This is a genomic window from Photobacterium sp. DNB22_13_2 (genome assembly GCF_052873915.1).
Genome location: NZ_JBNNXU010000026.1, coordinates 47,389 through 64,255 on the forward strand (window position 1 = coordinate 47,389; position 16,867 = coordinate 64,255).

15 protein-coding genes and 1 riboswitch are annotated in these 16,867 nt (G+C 48.9%); of the genes, 8 read left to right on the plus strand and 7 right to left on the minus strand.

All coding sequences use genetic code 11. The annotated features are described in order from the left end of the window. Window positions 1–269: 269 nt before the first annotated feature. The 3 genes from ACVA58_RS24805 to glyQ form a co-directional block, all read right to left on the minus strand. On the minus strand, window positions 270–1,520 hold the full coding sequence (locus ACVA58_RS24805) for a valine--pyruvate transaminase (RefSeq protein WP_446512944.1): 1,251 nt from the start codon (window positions 1,518–1,520) through the stop codon (window positions 270–272). Window positions 1,521–1,952: 432 nt separating this feature from the next. Then, window positions 1,953–4,022, minus strand: coding sequence for a glycine--tRNA ligase subunit beta (gene glyS, locus ACVA58_RS24810; protein ID WP_446512945.1), 2,070 nt, complete (start codon window positions 4,020–4,022; stop codon window positions 1,953–1,955). A gap of 9 nt (window positions 4,023–4,031) precedes the next feature. After that, window positions 4,032–4,943 carry a glycine--tRNA ligase subunit alpha gene (glyQ, locus tag ACVA58_RS24815; protein WP_446512946.1) on the minus strand — a complete coding sequence of 304 codons (912 nt, stop codon included), beginning with the start codon at window positions 4,941–4,943 and terminating at the stop codon, window positions 4,032–4,034. A gap of 286 nt (window positions 4,944–5,229) precedes the next feature. Between glyQ and ACVA58_RS24820 the strand changes: the two genes are divergently transcribed. The 3 genes from ACVA58_RS24820 to ACVA58_RS24830 all read left to right on the plus strand — a co-directional run bounded on the left by ACVA58_RS24820 (window position 5,230) and on the right by ACVA58_RS24830 (window position 7,201). Then, entirely contained in the window at window positions 5,230–5,919 is a 690-nt protein-coding gene (locus ACVA58_RS24820) for an OmpA family protein (protein WP_446512947.1), read from the plus strand. A 93-nt stretch (window positions 5,920–6,012) separates the two neighbouring features. Continuing rightward, window positions 6,013–6,114: riboswitch (yybP-ykoY riboswitch) on the plus strand. 93 nt (window positions 6,115–6,207) lie between these two features. Next, a complete protein-coding gene (locus tag ACVA58_RS24825; protein ID WP_428657019.1) occupies window positions 6,208–6,765 on the plus strand; it encodes a TMEM165/GDT1 family protein in 558 nt (185 codons plus the stop codon). Window positions 6,766–6,940: 175 nt separating this feature from the next. Continuing rightward, the gene (locus ACVA58_RS24830; RefSeq protein ID WP_446512948.1) at window positions 6,941–7,201 is read left to right on the plus strand and encodes a hypothetical protein; all 261 of its coding nucleotides are present in this window, start codon (window positions 6,941–6,943) and stop codon (window positions 7,199–7,201) included. Window positions 7,202–7,262: 61 nt separating this feature from the next. Here the strand turns inward: ACVA58_RS24830 and tusA are convergent, their stop codons facing one another. After that, window positions 7,263–7,511, minus strand: coding sequence for a sulfurtransferase TusA (gene tusA, locus ACVA58_RS24835; protein ID WP_255042792.1), 249 nt, complete (start codon window positions 7,509–7,511; stop codon window positions 7,263–7,265). A gap of 140 nt (window positions 7,512–7,651) precedes the next feature. On the opposite strand from tusA, the gene ACVA58_RS24840 reads away from it, so the two are divergent. Both ACVA58_RS24840 and ACVA58_RS24845 read left to right on the plus strand, forming a co-directional pair. After that, entirely contained in the window at window positions 7,652–7,834 is a 183-nt protein-coding gene (locus ACVA58_RS24840) for a hypothetical protein (protein ID WP_446512949.1), read from the plus strand. A 114-nt stretch (window positions 7,835–7,948) separates the two neighbouring features. Beyond that, complete coding sequence (locus ACVA58_RS24845; protein ID WP_446512950.1) at window positions 7,949–8,890, plus strand: LysR family transcriptional regulator; 942 nt, start codon at window positions 7,949–7,951, stop codon at window positions 8,888–8,890. A gap of 67 nt (window positions 8,891–8,957) precedes the next feature. Here the strand turns inward: ACVA58_RS24845 and acuI are convergent, their stop codons facing one another. The 3 genes from acuI to fadB form a co-directional block, all read right to left on the minus strand. Continuing rightward, window positions 8,958–9,938 carry an acrylyl-CoA reductase (NADPH) gene (acuI, locus tag ACVA58_RS24850; RefSeq protein ID WP_446512951.1) on the minus strand — a complete coding sequence of 327 codons (981 nt, stop codon included), beginning with the start codon at window positions 9,936–9,938 and terminating at the stop codon, window positions 8,958–8,960. Between the two features lie 163 nt (window positions 9,939–10,101). Next, complete coding sequence (gene fadA, locus ACVA58_RS24855) at window positions 10,102–11,268, minus strand: acetyl-CoA C-acyltransferase FadA (protein WP_446512952.1); 1,167 nt, start codon at window positions 11,266–11,268, stop codon at window positions 10,102–10,104. 27 nt (window positions 11,269–11,295) lie between these two features. Continuing rightward, window positions 11,296–13,458, minus strand: coding sequence for a fatty acid oxidation complex subunit alpha FadB (gene fadB, locus ACVA58_RS24860; RefSeq protein ID WP_446512953.1), 2,163 nt, complete (start codon window positions 13,456–13,458; stop codon window positions 11,296–11,298). Between the two features lie 566 nt (window positions 13,459–14,024). Here fadB and ACVA58_RS24865 point away from each other — a divergent pair. Genes ACVA58_RS24865 through hemG form a run of 3 tightly spaced genes read left to right on the plus strand, consistent with a single transcriptional unit; the run spans window position 14,025 to window position 16,685 of the window. Next, window positions 14,025–14,648, plus strand: a complete 624-nt coding sequence (locus ACVA58_RS24865) for a YigZ family protein (protein ID WP_446512954.1) — start codon at window positions 14,025–14,027, stop codon at window positions 14,646–14,648. 43 nt (window positions 14,649–14,691) lie between these two features. After that, the gene (locus ACVA58_RS24870) at window positions 14,692–16,149 is read left to right on the plus strand and encodes a TrkH family potassium uptake protein (protein ID WP_446512955.1); all 1,458 of its coding nucleotides are present in this window, start codon (window positions 14,692–14,694) and stop codon (window positions 16,147–16,149) included. A gap of 11 nt (window positions 16,150–16,160) precedes the next feature. Beyond that, complete coding sequence (hemG, locus tag ACVA58_RS24875) at window positions 16,161–16,685, plus strand: menaquinone-dependent protoporphyrinogen IX dehydrogenase (protein WP_446512956.1); 525 nt, start codon at window positions 16,161–16,163, stop codon at window positions 16,683–16,685. Window positions 16,686–16,867: the final 182 nt, after the last annotated feature.

Consider the following 16,867-nt stretch of genomic DNA (forward strand, 5'->3'; position numbering starts at 1 on the left):
TATTCCTTGTTAGTGACAACTTATCCTGCATTGAATCGGTAGCGAACCAGCCTTTCTATGTTTCACGTGAAACTGTGTTGGCATCCAGCCTGTTACCTCTCTGATAAAACCATATCAATTAAAGTTTGAACGTAGGCGATAGCTTATGGGTAGGGTGTTACAAGCTGATGGTCTAACGCGGTCTTGTTGATACGGACGGATAAATAAAAACAGGCTACCTTAGGTAGCCTGTCTTGTGTGAGTATTCCTCGAGAGGGAGGGCTAGCTCATCAGAGTCCTTGATACGCTTTTTCTACTTCTTCAGCAATAATGTCGATGCCTCTTCGCATCACATCATCTTCTTGAACATAATTCATCCGCAGGCATTCATGGCCATGTTGCCAGTCTTCATCCAAGCCAATAAAGAAGTACTCGCCGGGAACAATCAGCACACCACGGGCCTTGAGTCGGCGGTATAGTTCAATGGTATTGATGGGCAAATCCTCGAACCATAGCCACAGGAACATTGCCCCTTCCGGTTTGTGGATCCTGAATCTAGGGTCAGTAATGGCTTGTTGCAGCATTTCCACGGCATGCTTGGACTTACGTAAGTAGAAAGGTTTTATGACGTCTTCACTTAGTCGCATCAAATCGTTCTGCTCAATCATCTTATAGCCAAGGGCAGGGCCGACGCTACCAGGTGCTAGGCTGAGCACTCCGTTCATATTGGCAATAGCCGTCGCTATCTCTTCTTTGGCGACCACAATACCGCAACGTACACCGGGCAACCCAAGCTTGGACAGGCTCATACACAAGATAGTGTTGTCATTCCAAAGTGGGGTGACCTCTTCAAAAATGATATCGGGAAATGGCATGCCATAGGCATTGTCAATGATCAGTGGGATGTCATGCTCGCGTGCAAGCTGATCTAGGTGCTGGATTTCACCGTCGGTCAAGACATTGCCGGTAGGGTTGGTAGGACGTGAGGCACAGATAGCCCCAATACTGTCATCGACCACCAAGTGGTTGAAGTCGACATGGTATTTGAACAATCCGTTATCAAGCAGGCTGATTTCCGGTTTGTATGAAATAAACATATCATCACTCAGGCCGGAGTCACCGTAACCGATGTATTCCGGTGCCAGTGGCAATAAGATTTTTTTCTTTTTACCGTTCTCGAATTTACCAGCGAGTAGATTGAACAAGTTAAAGAAGGCACTTTGGCTACCGTTGGTCAGGGCAATATTTTTGGCGCTGATGTCCCAGCCATAGCGTGAGCTGAGCAATTTGGCGAGGGCGTTGATGAATACATTTTTGCCTTGTGGTCCGTCGTAATTGGTCAGTGCCTGGGTAAGCTCACCGGTGGTGGCCATTTGGCTACAGAGCTGGTTGAAGTACTCTACCATTTCAGGGATCTGGGCTGGGTTACCCCCGCCGAGCATGATGGCATCGGGGTTGCGTAATCCGTCGTTCAAATCATCCATCAACTGGGTGATACCTGAGTAGCGGGCGAACTTGTCACCAAATGTAGAAAACTCCATCTTTACGTCTGACCTCGGTGTGCTGTATTTATCTTATTCGATATGGTTATGGTTTATGTTGTGCTGTTCGTCAACATACCTTAACAACGTATTTTATTAAACCCTTTGTAATACCTGATTTTCCTGCTCTAGCTTAATCACTCATATAACCTTTACTGACGCTTGTTTATACGCGGTAGTTGGGGAAGTTGAACTGATGGTATTAGTTTAATGTTCCACGTGAAACAAAGAGGGAGTATTTGATTTTCATTTTGTGGTGAAGCCTGTTTCACGTGAAACCACCAAGTTGCAGCAACGATGGGATTGGCTGGAGGTCTTTATTTGTGGATGAGATGGCGGGGAGATAAGCACAATCTTGTTTTGAAACCGACATAAAAAAAGCCCCAGTAGAAACTGGGGCTCTAGCAAAGAATATCTGTTGGTAAAGCGATATTACTTTTGCAGAAGCGAGATATCTGCGACTTTAAGGAACTCGTTACGAAGCAGGTTAAGCATCGTTAGGCGGTTCACTTTCAGTTGCTCATCATCAGCCATAACCATAACGTTATCAAAGAAAGCATCCACGGCTTCACGTAGGGTCGCTAGTTCAGATAGTGCTTGCTGATAGTCACCGTTGTCGAAGATTGGCGTTAGTGAAGCCAGCATGGTTTCAACGTTTTCTGCCAATGCTTTTTCAGCGTCTTCAACCAAAAGCTCACGGTTGATTTCAGCGGATAATTCGCCATCGAACTTCGCCAGGATATTGCCTACACGCTTGTTTGCTGCTGCCAGTGACTCTGCGGCATCAAGCGAACGGAAGTGGCTAACGGCTTTAACACGCTTGTCGAAGTCAGCCGGCTGGGTAGGGCGTCGTGCCAATACTGCCTGGATCACATCAACACTGTGGCCTTCGTCTTGGTACCAAGCACGGAAACGGCCAAGCATGAAGTCGATAACTTCAGCTTCGACGTTTTGGTTGGTAAGTTTGTCAGCCAGCAGTTCGCGCGCTTTACCAATCAGATCGATAAGGTCGAGGTTGTAACCTTTTTCTACGATGATACGCAGGATACCCAATGCGGCACGGCGAAGGGCAAATGGGTCACTCCCTTTTGGTGCCTGACCGATACCGAAGATACCCACTAAGGTATCTAGCTTATCAGCCATCGCAACGGCAGCAGAGACATTACTGCTTGGTAGGTCATCACCGGCAAAGCGAGGCATGTACTGTTCATTCAGTGCAACAGCGACTTCTTCCGCTTCACCGTCGTGGCGTGCATAGTGCATGCCCATCACACCTTGGGTGTCGGTGAACTCAAATACCATTGAGGTCATCAAGTCACATTTAGACAGCAAGCCTGCACGTTCAGCATGCTCGACATCACCACCGATTTGCTGGGCAATGTAGCCAGCCAGGGCGGTGATACGGTCTGTCTTGTCGCGCAGAGAGCCTAGTTGCTTCTGGAACAAAACACCGTCAAGTTCAGACAGGCGTTCGATCAACGGTCGCTTACGGTCAGTATTGAAGAAGAACTCTGCATCCGCTAGGCGAGGGCGAACCACTTTCTCGTTACCGCTGATGATCTGGCTTGGGTCTTTCGAAATGATATTCGACACGAAGATAAACTTCGGTAGAAGGTTACCGTCTGCATCGTAGACCGGGAAGTACTTCTGATCACCTTTCATGGTGTAAACCAAGGCTTCAGAAGGTACATTCAAAAAGTCTTGTTCGAACGAGGCAGTCAGAACCACTGGCCATTCAACCAAAGAAGTGACTTCTTCAACCAGGTCGTTTTCGAGATCGGCAATACCACCAACTTCTTCAGCGGCTTTTTGTGCACCCTCAAGGATGATAGCTTTACGCGCTTCGTAATCAGCCATCACCATACCGCGCTCTTCAAGAAGCGCTGGGTATTGGTCAGCATTGTCGATAGTAAACTCAGCCTCACCCATGAAGCGGTGACCGCGGATCACGCGTGCAGACTCAACACCCAGAATCGTGCCAGGGATCAGCTCTTCTCCCAACAGCATGGTGAGTGTTTTAACCGGACGGATAAACTGGGTTTCTTTGTCACCCCAGCGCATCGGTTTAGGGATAGGAAGCTTGGACAGGGCTGCAGCAGCAAGATCGCAAAGCAACTGTTGCGCTGGCTTGCCTTTGACTTCTTGCTTGTAAAGTAGCCATTCACCTTTATCGGTCTTCAAGCGTTCAGCTTGGTCAACAGTGATCCCATTACCGCGCGCCCAACCTTGAGCGGCTTTGGTCGGGTTACCGTCAGCATCGAATGCCGCTGTAACTGCAGGACCACGTTTTTCGACGACTTTATCCGGCTGCCCAGCGGCTAGCGCTGAAACCTTCAGTGCCAAGCGGCGAGGAGCGGCAAACCATTTCACACCTTGGTGAGCAAGGTCGGCAGTTTGTAGCTCAGATTCGAAGTTAGTTGCAAACGCTTCGGCAAGGGTACGTAGAGCCGTTGGTGGTAGCTCTTCGGTACCGAGTTCAATCAGGAAATTCATATCGCTCATGCCGTATCCTTACTTGTTTGTTTTACACATAGGGAAGCCTAGGGCTTCACGAGATGCGTAGTAGGCTTCTGCAACTTGTTTGGTCAGGTTACGAATACGCAGGATGTAGCGCTGGCGCTCGGTAACCGAGATGGCTTTACGCGCATCAAGTAAGTTGAAGGCATGACCGGCTTTCAGAATTCGCTCGTATGCTGGTAGCGACAGTGGCGTCTCAAGCTCTAGCAGTTCTTTACACTCTTTTTCGCACTGGTCGAAGAAGGTGAATAGGAAATCAACATCAGCATGTTCGAAGTTGTATGTAGACTGTTCCACCTCGTTCTGGTGGAAGATGTCACCGTAGGTAACTTTACCTAGCGGGCCGTCGGTCCAAACCAAATCGTACACAGAGTCAACGCCCTGGATGTACATCGCCAAGCGTTCGATACCGTAAGTGATCTCACCGGTTACCGGCTTACACTCAAGGCCGCCGACTTGTTGGAAGTAAGTAAACTGAGTCACTTCCATACCGTTCAACCACACTTCCCAGCCAAGACCCCAGGCACCCAATGTTGGGTTTTCCCAGTTATCTTCTACAAAGCGGATATCGTGAATTTGGGTGTCGATGCCCAATGCTTCCAGCGAGCCTAGGTATAGCTCCTGGATGTTATCCGGTGATGGTTTGATGATCACCTGGAACTGGTAGTAGTGCTGAAGGCGGTTTGGGTTTTCGCCGTAGCGACCGTCGGTAGGACGGCGAGATGGCTGTACATACGCCGCTGCAATTGGTTCTGGACCCAAAGCACGAAGACATGTCATTGGGTGAGAGGTACCTGCACCGACTTCCATGTCCAGAGGTTGCACAATAGTACAACCTTGTTGGCCCCAGTAATCCTGCAGCGCGAGGATCATGCCCTGAAAGGTTTTAATATCGTATTTCTGCATTGTCAGCTTCGCGTGATTAATGGATTGAGAGATTTTTAGTAACTATCCAGTATACCTCGGCAGCACTTAAGCGAGTAGGGCTAGTGCATATTTTTTGGTCATCTTTGTTTAATTTGCTTAAATTAATAGGCCTGATCTGATAGGGCAAACGGATTTTTTGACATTGTTCTGATATCTGCTGCTGGCAGACAGATACAATGCTGGCGCCAATGAAATAGCTTTGAGCTATAAAGAAGCTGCACACAATTACATCGGCATATAGCCGAGAAGACTAAAGGTAAACAATATGGATTTGACTAATCGCGCTAAGTCTAGCAAGTGGATGCGTAACTTGGTGTTTGCTACGGCAACTGCTGTGGTGGCGACTGGGTGTTCAACGACTAACCCGTATACCGGTGAAGAGCAAACAGCAAAAGCGACCAGTGGCTCTCTCATTGGCGCTGTTGCCGGTGCGGCGATCGGCGTGGCTTCTTCTAGCAAGAGTGACCGAGGGAAAGGTGCCCTGATCGGTGCAGCTTCGGGTGCTGCGCTGGGTGGCGGAATTGGTTACTACATGGATGTGCAGGAAGCTGAACTGCGTAAGCAATTGCAATCAACCGGGATCAGCGTAACTCGTGATGGCGATAACATTGTACTTAACATGCCAAACACTATCACCTTTGGTGTAGATGACACGGCATTAAGTGGCCAAGCAAAGACGGCGTTGTCTAATGTGGCGTTAGTTGCTAAAGAATATGATGAAACCATGCTTAACGTGTATGGTTTTACCGATAGCACTGGTGCTGCCTCTTATAACCTTCGTCTTTCACAGGTACGTGCCAGTGAAGTAAGCAATGAGCTACTGCGTGGCGGTGTAGCAAGCAATCGTCTCGTGACCAAAGGTATGGGTGAGTCGCACCCTATTGCGTCGAATGATAATGAGCAGGGCCGTGCACAAAATCGCCGTGTAGAGATCGTTTTATCACCGCAAGGTTAATATCTGGTCATTTAGTGATTGGCAAAAAAGGAGCCCATGCGGCTCCTTTTTTGCGCCTTGTGATTACAAAGGACTGTGTGTAGAATTGCTGCTCCTTTGGGGAGTAGCCTCTTGTTCTGACAAGATAAACGTCAACATAATTGAAGCAAAATCTTCATGGCGTTTGTGACTCACGTATATCCTACTAGTGAGTTTGGCGAGACCATCGGTAAACCAGCATGAACCGGGGTGGGGCGTGCACGTTTACCTGTGGTTTTTTGTTATTTTCCTCGCCCCAAAGAGCATGTCGTGAGTGTTTTAGCTATCTCTATTACTTCTGTTGCCTTGGCGGAAATTGGTGATAAAACCCAATTGTTGTCATTGCTGCTGGCCAGTCGCTACCGTAAACCTATTCCCATCATTCTAGCAATTTTCTTTGCTACCATTGCCAATCATGCCTTGGCCGCTTGGCTTGGCGTTGTAGTGGCAGATTATCTAACCCCTGAAGTGCTCAAGTGGGTCTTGGTGGTGAGCTTTGTCGCCATGGCCGGTTGGATTCTGATCCCCGATAAATTGGATGACGACGAAGCCGTGTCGAACCGTGGCCCGTTCGTGGCCAGCTTTATTGCGTTCTTTATTGCTGAAATTGGTGACAAAACCCAAGTGGCGACCACCATGCTGGGAGCCAAATACAGCGATGCTCTGGTGTGGGTTGTACTGGGAACGACCATAGGTATGTTGTTGGCGAATGTACCAGTGGTGTTGATCGGTAAACTGTCTGCAGAGCGCATGCCGTTGGGCCTGATCCGTAAAATTACTGCATCCTTGTTTTTCGGCTTGGCACTGGCTGCAGCGTTTGGCATGTAACGGGCAAATGCGTGTTTCACGTGAAACGGACGGGATCTATGTTCTTATTCACAAGCCCATATGACGCTTTGATAGCAAGGGATTAAAGTGTGAACCTAGCAGCAGAGTCGGGAACGTTAGCGTGATATGTTGAAATCAGAACTTATGGACGGTTGTCGCTGTACAGGAGGGGGTTATGAACCGTTTTCTTGCAATATCACCCCAGAGTCAATTCTGGTTATTCAACTTTGCGTTGGCGCTGAACATTCTTGGTATGGTGCTGACTGACATGTGGGTACCGATGGTGGTCGGAGCTATTGTGACGACTTACCTGTCGGTGGATGCTTTGGTGCGCTTGCGCTATGTGTTACCGATGAAAAAGGAGATCCGCGATTTGCGCCACGAGCTTGAGAAGGCCAACCGACAATTGCGTGACTCTTACCGAAATGATGATTAGCGATTAGCTGGTATCTGAATAGTAAAAAGGCAGCTCATCGAGCTGCCTTTTTTAATCGGGGTCAGTTGGTGCCTTTTCTGATCAGATAACGGTAAGGAAGGCTTTCTGTTTCGGCTGCGATTAAGGTGTGATCCATGAATCGGCAAAAACTGGGAATATCCCTTGTTGTTGAAGGGTCATCGGCAGTGACGAGCAGGGTATCGCCTTCGGCCATTTTCCTTACGGTTTTACGCACCATCATCACAGGCTCTGGGCAGCGAAGCCCTTCTGCTTCCAAACTGTGGGTGGGATTGTCAAAAATAGCGGTCATAGCATCTACATTTTCTGTTGAAGACTGTGATCATACTTATGGGCAAGAATTAATCAATAAGTGTTGGCAAATCAAAACAAAACGTGTAACGTGATTAACAAGTCATTAACGTTTATCTTCTGAAGGATTAGGAGGGACTTATGTTGACTCAGATGGATCGCCTGACTATTTACAGCGTACTGTGCTTCATCACGTTTTGCTCACTGATGCTACGTGCGCCCGATAACACCAGCTTTATGGCGCTTGGAGGTTTGATTGCCGCCGCGCTAGGACTTTGGCTCGAGCTAACCAATTCTCCCGAGCTCGAGGAAGAAGAACGCTAACATTGCATATCTACTACACTCCCCCAGTTTTCTTGGGCTTCCCCGCTTTTATAGCGGGATTTTTTTTATCTGCACGATAGAATAATACCAAACCTCCTCCCAAGGTAGCGCATTGTGGAATTAGAAGACATCTATCGCCGTGATTTGAATTTGCTAGTGGCGTTGCGGGTACTGATAGAAGAAAGCAGTGTCAGCAAGGCCGCAAGCCGTTTGAACCTCAGTCAGTCGGCGATGAGCCGGGTGCTGGGCCGGTTGCGTGATTTATTGGGTGATCCGCTGTTTACCCGTCAGGGCCAGCATTTGATCCCGACCGAAAAGGCATTGGAGTTTGATCGGGCATTGGGTGATCCGCTGGAGTCTCTGCGGCAGTTACTCTCTCCGGTTGAGTTCGATCCGCGTTGCTGCGATCAAACCTTTACTATCGCGACAACGGACTACGCGATGCAGACCATTTTGCCGTTTGCTTTGCCGCGGATTTACGAGGAGGCACCGGAGGTATCGTTCGAGTTCCTGCCGCTACAGCATGACCGGTTGGCGGATCAGCTCACCTATGAAGGGGCAGACTTGGCCATATGCCGACCAACCGGACCCGTTGAGCCGCTGCGCAGCGAAATACTCGGCCGGGTCGGTGTGTTGTGCCTGCTCTCGAAGCAACACCCGTTAGCCAATGTCGACATGAGCCTTGCGGATTACTTGGCGTATCCCCATGCGATGATTGCGATCAGTGATGGTGTGAAGGCATTGATAGAGCAATCCTTGGTGGGGCAGCCCAAGCGTAAAATGGTGTTGCGGGCGTACCACCTTGAGGCAGCTTTGGCCATTGTCGATACCATGCCGCTGATCATTACTGTCCCGGCCGATTTGGCCTATTTGGTTGCTGAACGTTATGACTTGGCTGTGAAACCATTGCCGTTTGCCTTTACGCCGTTTGATTATTCAATGATCTGGCACCCTCGCTGTGAGCATTCGCCTGCCCAGGAGTGGTTGCGGGCGATTGTAAAAGAGGAGTGCAGCCGTTTGATCGCCAAGCGAATTGATGACATGGGGCTGGGCTGAATATACAAACAGGTACAAAAAAGCCGGGATTAATCCCGGCTTTTTCTTGCGATATTGTCGTGGAAAATTACAGCTTGATCACAACACGACCGGTTACTTGACCGTTGGTAATATCGTCAGCATATTTAGGCGCTTCGTCGAGTTCAACTTCGGTACAGGCTTGCTGGTAGAAACTCTCTGGCAACAATTCAACCAGCTTTTCCCAAGCCGCGATACGCTTTTCTGTTGGACACATTACCGAGTCAATACCCTGCAGACGGACATTACGCAAGATAAATGGCATAACCGTTGTTGGCAGATCAAAACCGCCTGCTAGACCACATGCTGCAACTGCGCTGTTGTAGTCCATCTGTGCCAGTACTTTCGCTAAGACTTTGCTACCTACCGTATCGACGGCACCTGCCCAAATTTGCTTTTCAAGCGGACGGGCTGGTTCTTCGAATTCGGTGCGGTCAATAATGCGGCTCGCACCTAGCTTCTCTAATAGCGGACCGTTCTGCTCTATGCGGCCAGTTACCGCTGCTACTTTGTAGCCTAGTTGTGCGAGTAGAGTAACAGCGACTGAGCCGACACCACCACTGGCTCCGGTTACAAGAATTTCACCTGATTCAGGTTTAACATCTGCATCAAGTAGCGCTTGCACACATAGCATAGCGGTGAAACCAGCGGTACCTACCATCATCGCTTTCTTACTGTCAAAACCTGTTGGTAGTGGAACCAGCCAATCAGCTTTTAGGCGAGCACGTTGTGCCATGCCGCCCCAATGGTTTTCACCCACACCCCAGCCAGTCAGAACTACTTTGTCACCGATCTGGTAGCGGTTATCTTCAGAGCTGACGACAGTACCAGCAAGGTCAATACCCGGCACCATAGGGAAGTTACGGATGATCTTACCTTTACCTGTGATGGCCAAGCCGTCTTTGTAGTTCAGGGAAGAGTAATCGACATCAATCAGAACATCACCTTCAGGAAGATGGCTGTCGTCCAACTGCTCGATAGTTGCGATGGTTTTTTTCTCTTCTTGGTTTAGAACTAGTGCCTTAAACATTGGGATGCTCCAAATTATACAAGCGTCTTAATTGGTTATGAGTGTAGACCTGAAACAATTATGAATAAAATGAAAGTTAATCATTTTATCTATGTTTATTACGCATAGTGGGTATAGATCAAAAAAAGCCCGCAAATGCGGGCTTGTTAATAATAACAGGAACTTACTCAATCCGTTCGAAGACGGTAGCGATTCCCTGACCTAAGCCGATACACATGGTCGCAAGACCAAACTGAACATCTTGATGCTCCATCAGATTGATGAGGGTGGTTGAGATTCGGGCACCGGAGCATCCTAGTGGGTGACCAAGGGCGATGGCACCACCATTGAGGTTGACCTTTTCTTCTACTACATCCAGCAGCCCGAGATCTTTGGCACATGGCAAAGACTGGGCGGCAAAGGCTTCATTGAGTTCGACCATGCCAATATCATCGATAGTCAGTCCTGCACGCTTGAGTGCTTTTTGACTGGCCGGGACCGGCCCATATCCCATAATGGAAGGATCGCAGCCGGCAATTGCCATGGCTTTGACTCGGGCACGGATCGTCAGCCCCAACGCCTTGGCTTTATCCTCGCTCATCACCATCATGGCCGAAGCCCCATCAGATAAAGCAGAAGAAGAGCCAGCGGTAACAGTGCCGTTGACCGGATCGAATACTGGACGCAGTTTGGCTAGGGACTCAGCTGTGGTCTCTGGGCGGATCACCTCATCCTGAGTCAATAGCGTCAGGCGGCCATCGACATCATGACCTTCAGTCGGAAGGATTTCGCTGGCAAACCGGCCTTCTATCGTGGCGGCATGGGCACGCTGGTGGGAGCGGGCAGCAAAGGCATCCTGCATTTCCCTGTTGATACCGTGCATACGCCCCAGCATTTCTGCCGTCAGCCCCATCATTCCTGCCGCCTTTGCGACGGACTTTGACATTCCAGGGTGGAAGTCGACCCCGTGGTTCATTGGGACGTGGCCCATGTGTTCGACCCCACCGATGATACAGGTATCGGCATCGCCAACCATGATCGCACGGGCTGCATCATGTAGCGCCTGCATAGAGGAGCCGCATAGGCGGTTGACGGTTGTTGCGCCAACGGTGTGGGGGATCCCGGCGAGCAGAGCGGCGTTGCGGCCAATATTGAAACCTTGCTCCAGTGTCTGCTGGACACAGCCCCAGTAGATATCTTCAATACTGCCCGGATCAATTTGTGGATTGCGTGCCAGCAGTCCTTTCATCAGGTGGGCTGACAAGTCTTCTGCGCGGACATGGCGGTAGGCTCCGCCTTTTGAGCGACCCATCGGTGTACGGATACAATCAACGATTACAACGTTATTCATTTTCAATTCCTCATCCTTAAGCCATGATCACGCGTTGCTCGATACTGGGTAGTAGCGGCCGTCTTGGGCGGCCTTCTCTCGCAGCCCTGCCGGTACTTCGTAGACAGCACCAAGGTGAGCATAGCTATCTGCCAGCTGGACATAGTTGGCCACGCCAAGGGTGTCGAGGTAGCGGAATACGCCGCCACGGAATGGAGGGAAGCCCAATCCATATACCAGTGCCATATCTGCCTCGGCTGGGCTGGCAATGATCCCTTCTTCTAGGCAGCGAACCACTTCGTTGATCATTGGTATCATCATTCGCGCAATGATTGCTTCAGCATCATACTGACAGGCATTGCCTGAGACCGGCGAAAGCAAAGAGGCCACATCCGGATCGGCGTTTTTCTTTGGCTTACCTTTGCGATCGGTGCTGTAGGCATAGAATCCTTGTCCACTCTTCTGACCATAGCGGCCATTTTCGAACATCACATCGACGCCATCTTTGTAGTCTTTGCCCATTCGCGCAGGAAAGCCTTCAGCCATCACGGCCTGAGCATGGTGCGCAGTATCAATACCGACTACATCCAATAGATAGGCTGGACCCATTGGCCAGCCAAATTGTTTCTCCATCACTTTGTCGATTTGCTGGAAGTTGGCCCCGTCGCGTAGCAGCAGGCTAAAGCCGGCGAAGTAAGGGAACAACACACGGTTAACGAAGAACCCCGGGCAGTCGTTTACCACAATAGGGGATTTACCCATCTTGGCGGCATAGGCGACAACTCGGTTGATGGTTTCGTCAGAGGTCTGTTCACCGCGGATAATTTCGACCAAAGGCATACGGTGCACTGGGTTGAAGAAATGCATCCCACAGAACTTCTCTGGGTGTTTTAGTGACTTGGCGAGTAAGTTGATAGGGATCGTCGAAGTATTAGAGGTTAGTACGGTATTTTCACCCACCAAGCCTTCGACTTCACTAAGTACTGCCGCTTTGATTTTAGGGTTTTCGACCACGGCTTCAACCACTATGTCGGCCTCTTCTGCACCAGCGTAGTGTAGGCTTGGAGTGATCCCGCTAAGGACTTTTGCCATACCTAGGCCATCAATACGCCCGCGTTCGAGCTGCTTGTTCAGCAGCTTAGCTGCTTCTCCCATACCGAGATCGAGGGACGCATCGCTGATGTCTTTCATCAGTACTGGTACGCCTTTGAGCGCCGATTGGTAGGCTATGCCACCACCCATTATCCCGGCACCTAGCACCATAGCCTTGCTGGTGGGTTGTCCGGTTTTAGCCGCTTTTTTTGCTTGCCCCTTGATGTACTGGTCGTTGAGGAAGATCCCAACCAGTGATTTGGCGACATCGGTTTTAGCCAAGGTGACAAAATGTTTGTTTTCAATCGCCAGCGCTTCGTCTCGTTGGCACCTTGCAGCTTCCTCGATGGCCTTCACTGCAGCCATTGGCGCCGGGTAATGTGGTCCGGCGACTTGGGCAACCATGCCTTTGGCCATGGTAAAGCTCATGGTCGCTTCGATTTTGTTAAGAGTCAGCGGTGCTTTTTTCTGGGTGCGGCGTGATTGCCAGTCTAGCTTACCGGCAATAGCGTCTTTCAGCATGGCCAGTGCTGCAGAATGTAATTGCTCAGGTTCGACAACGCCATCGACAAGGCCTAGCTTGAGGGCATCGAGGGCTTTTTTGTCTTTACCGGCGGTGATGATCTCCATGGCGGAGTCAGCACCGATCAGGCGGGGCAGGCGGACGGTGCCACCAAAGCCAGGCATGATACCGAGTTTGGTTTCTGGCAAACCGATGCGGGCTTTGCTATCGGCCAAACGTAGATCGGTGGCCAGAATACACTCACACCCCCCCCCCAGAGCGTGTCCATTGACGGCTGACAGGGTTGGAACCGGTAAGTCTTCCAGTTTATTGAAGATGTCGTTGGCATGGGTTACCCACTGTGACAACTCCTCTACAGGCTTAGTAAATAAGCTGAGAAATTCAGTGATATCAGCCCCAACGACAAACGCGTCTTTGCTTGATGTGATCAGTAGGCCCTTGAGGTCGCTCTGATGGTAGAGAGCATTAAGGGCTTCATTGAAGCTTTCAAGGGTTTTTAGATCGAACTTGTTGATTGCGCCGGGAGCATTGAGGTTGAGCTCGGCGATGCCATCTTCTAGATAGCGAGCGGATAGGGTTTCACCTTGGTAAATCATCTTCTATCTCCATGAGTTCCGGTCTGTGCCGGATTTGATTTAACTGGTTTGACCTGTCAGTAGGTTAAATAATAGTCTGAACCTGTTGTGCAACTATTACAATACCTTTTTAAAACATTTGTTTAACTTTTGTGGTTCGGGAAAGGAGAGGTAGATCAGAATTATGTGGTGGAGACGTTTTTTTTCTTCTTAATTTCAAATGGATGGTGGTTTTTTGGGGGTATCTGAATCTTTTTTGTTTTGTTGTTAATTTGTGGCGATGAGCAATTTATCAATACCCATCAGTTGTCGCTGGTGTTTGTCGGCCAAGGTGTTGCTTTGTTTAAGCCCTCCAACAGCAATGGGAGTTGTAACTGCTCGAAGTAATGGAAAAGATACTCAAGTTGAAAAAGTGTCTTTGGAGCGAGTAAACGGAATTAATGTAGCGCAGTAACTATTTTGGCATATAAAAGGGAGGTAATTGCCTCCTTTTTTTGTCTGTGTGTAACCCTAGGACAAATTACAGCAACTACTGGGGTTGTGGTATCCTGATCTATTCCACCTATAACAGAGAAATACGGCAGGATATGACCGTCAGTGAGCCTTACCTGATCCCGGCAAGCAGTGCGACTTTCGAAGAAGACATTAAGAAAAGCCGCTTTATTACCTATCTGTCACATACCCCAAATGTAGAGGCTGCTAAGGCTTTCGTTCAGCACATCAAAGACAAACACCATGATGCCAGACACAATTGCTGGGCTTTTGTTGCTGGGCGCCCTGAAGATTCGATGAAGTGGGGTTTCAGTGATGATGGTGAGCCCTCGGGTACGGCTGGTAAACCTATCTTGGCTCAGTTAGCAGGCTCAGGTGTTGGAGAGATCACTGCTGTTGTTACCCGCTATTCTGGCGGCATAAAACTGGGCACCGGAGGCTTGGTTAAAGCTTATGGCGGTGGGGTTCAACAGGCTTTAACTGTGCTGCAAACCAAAGAAAAGTTAATAACTTCGGAACTGCTGATCAGCTGCGAGTATAATCAGGTATCTCTGGTGGAGTCACTGATCACGGAATTCGCTGGCCGCCAGATCGAAGCTGACTATGGGCAGCGGGTCACGCTGGTGGTTGAATTGGATCGCCGTCAGGTCGAGGCATTCAGTGCGACACTCTTTAGTCGCAGTAGTGGGCAGGTGAGTGCGGTAGATCGTTCAGAGTAGCTCTGTTAATTTTTTCAATATATAGATGAGAGCCTAATAGGCAATGCAATTTCGTTCCATTATCAGGATTGTCGGGCTACTGCTCGCCTTGTTCAGTGTCACCATGCTGGCGCCAGCGTTGGTGGCATTTATCTATCGCGACGGTGCAGGTCTGCCTTTTGTCGTGACTTTCTTTCTTCTTTTCTCGGGTGGTGCATTGCTGTGGGTGCCTAATCGACATTACCGCAGGGAGCTCAAGGCAAGGGATGGCTTTCTTATTGTCGTACTGTTCTGGACAGTTATTGGCAGTGCCGGTGCGGTACCTTTTATTTTGGCCAAAACCCCCGACTTGTCCACGACTGATTCCTTTTTCGAATCCTTTTCGGCACTGACGACAACCGGTGCTACGGTGATTGTCGGGCTCGATTATCTTCCCAAGGCGATTTTATTTTACCGCCAGATGTTGCAATGGTTTGGAGGCATGGGGATCATCGTCTTGGCTGTGGCCATCTTGCCTGTGCTTGGTATTGGTGGAATGCAGCTATATCGGGCGGAAATTCCTGGCCCGGTGAAAGATAGCAAGATGACCCCGCGTATTGCCGAGACTGCCAAGGCTCTCTGGTACATCTATTTGGCTTTAACCATTAGTTGTGCGTTGGCCTTTTGGCTGGCAGGTATGACTGCGTTTGATGCGATAGCCCATAGCTTTTCGACCGTGGCGATAGGGGGCTTTTCTACTCATGATGCCAGTATGGGCTATTTCAATAGCCCAACGATTAACATGATCACTGTTGTGTTCCTGTTGATATCGGCCTGTAATTTCTCATTGCACTTTGCCGCGTTTGCTAATGGTGGTATTCATCTGCGTACTTATTGGCGAGATCCGGAGTTTCGGGCTTTTTTTGCATCACAATTGATTTTGTTCCTGATTTGCTTTGGTATGTTGCTTAAGCACCACTCTTATAACTCTTATCATGATGCGTTTGATCAGGCGCTGTTCCAAACTGTCTCTATATCAACCACGGCAGGTTTTACCACCACAGGTTTCTCAGAATGGCCCCTGTTTCTGCCAGTTTTATTGTTGTTTTCTTCCTTTGTTGGTGGCTGTGCAGGTTCAACGGGCGGGGGGATCAAAGTGATCAGGATGTTTTTGTTGTTATTACAAGGTGTCAGGGAACTTAAGCGCCTAGTTCACCCGCGGGCTATTTATACCATTAAGGTGGGTAATAAAGCCCTACCACAACGAGTGGTCGATGCAGTCTGGGGTTTTTTCTCTGCTTATGCTCTGGTGTTTGTGATCTGTATGCTGGCATTGATTGCTACTGGTCTCGATGAGCTTACCGCCTTCTCTGCGGTGGCTGCTACGTTGAATAACCTAGGACCAGGCCTTGGTGAAGTGGCAGTGCATTTTGGTGAAGTTAATGATCCGGCTAAGTGGGTACTCATTATCTCGATGCTTTTTGGTCGTTTAGAAGTCTTTACGTTATTAGTGTTATTTACCCCAACGTTTTGGCGCAATTAATAGAGGAATGTATGGAAAAGGTATTATTGCTTCACTCCAGTAGTGATGGCCAAACAGTTAAGATTTTAAAGCATATAGAAAAAGCGCTGGGTGAAGACTGTGTCTGTGAACTCGTTGATTTGAATACTGCAACCTCTGTAAATTTTGCAGATTATAGCCGCATCTTAATTGGTGCCTCTATCCGTTATGGGCATTTGAATAAAAAGCTATATCAATTTATAGAAAAAAACCTGCTTGCTTTAAAACAAGCAAAAGTTGGTTTTTTCTGTGTGAACCTTACGGCGCGCAAAGAAGGAAAGAATACACCAGAGACAAGTGTATATATGAAGACTTTCCTCAAGCGTTCGCCTTGGCAGCCAGAATTACAAGCCGTGTTTGCTGGTGCGTTGCGTTATCCTCGTTATGGCTGGTTTGATCGGGTGATGATTCAGCTCATTATGCGTATTACCGGTGGGGAAACCGACACCAGTAAAGAAGTCGAATATACCGATTGGCAAAAAGTAGAGGCGTTTGCAGATCGCTTTAAGGCGTTTTAAGCTGCCTTTTTGATGGCTTTGTCTGTTTTTTGTTCGAACTGTCGGCTTTGGTTATTTTTTTTAAAAATGCCCCTTGCCAACGTGATCGAACTCTCTATAATGCGACCTCACTGACACGGAGAACGGCAACTTAAGCCGCTAACCAATCAGTATTGTTCTTTAACAATTTGACCATGCAATCT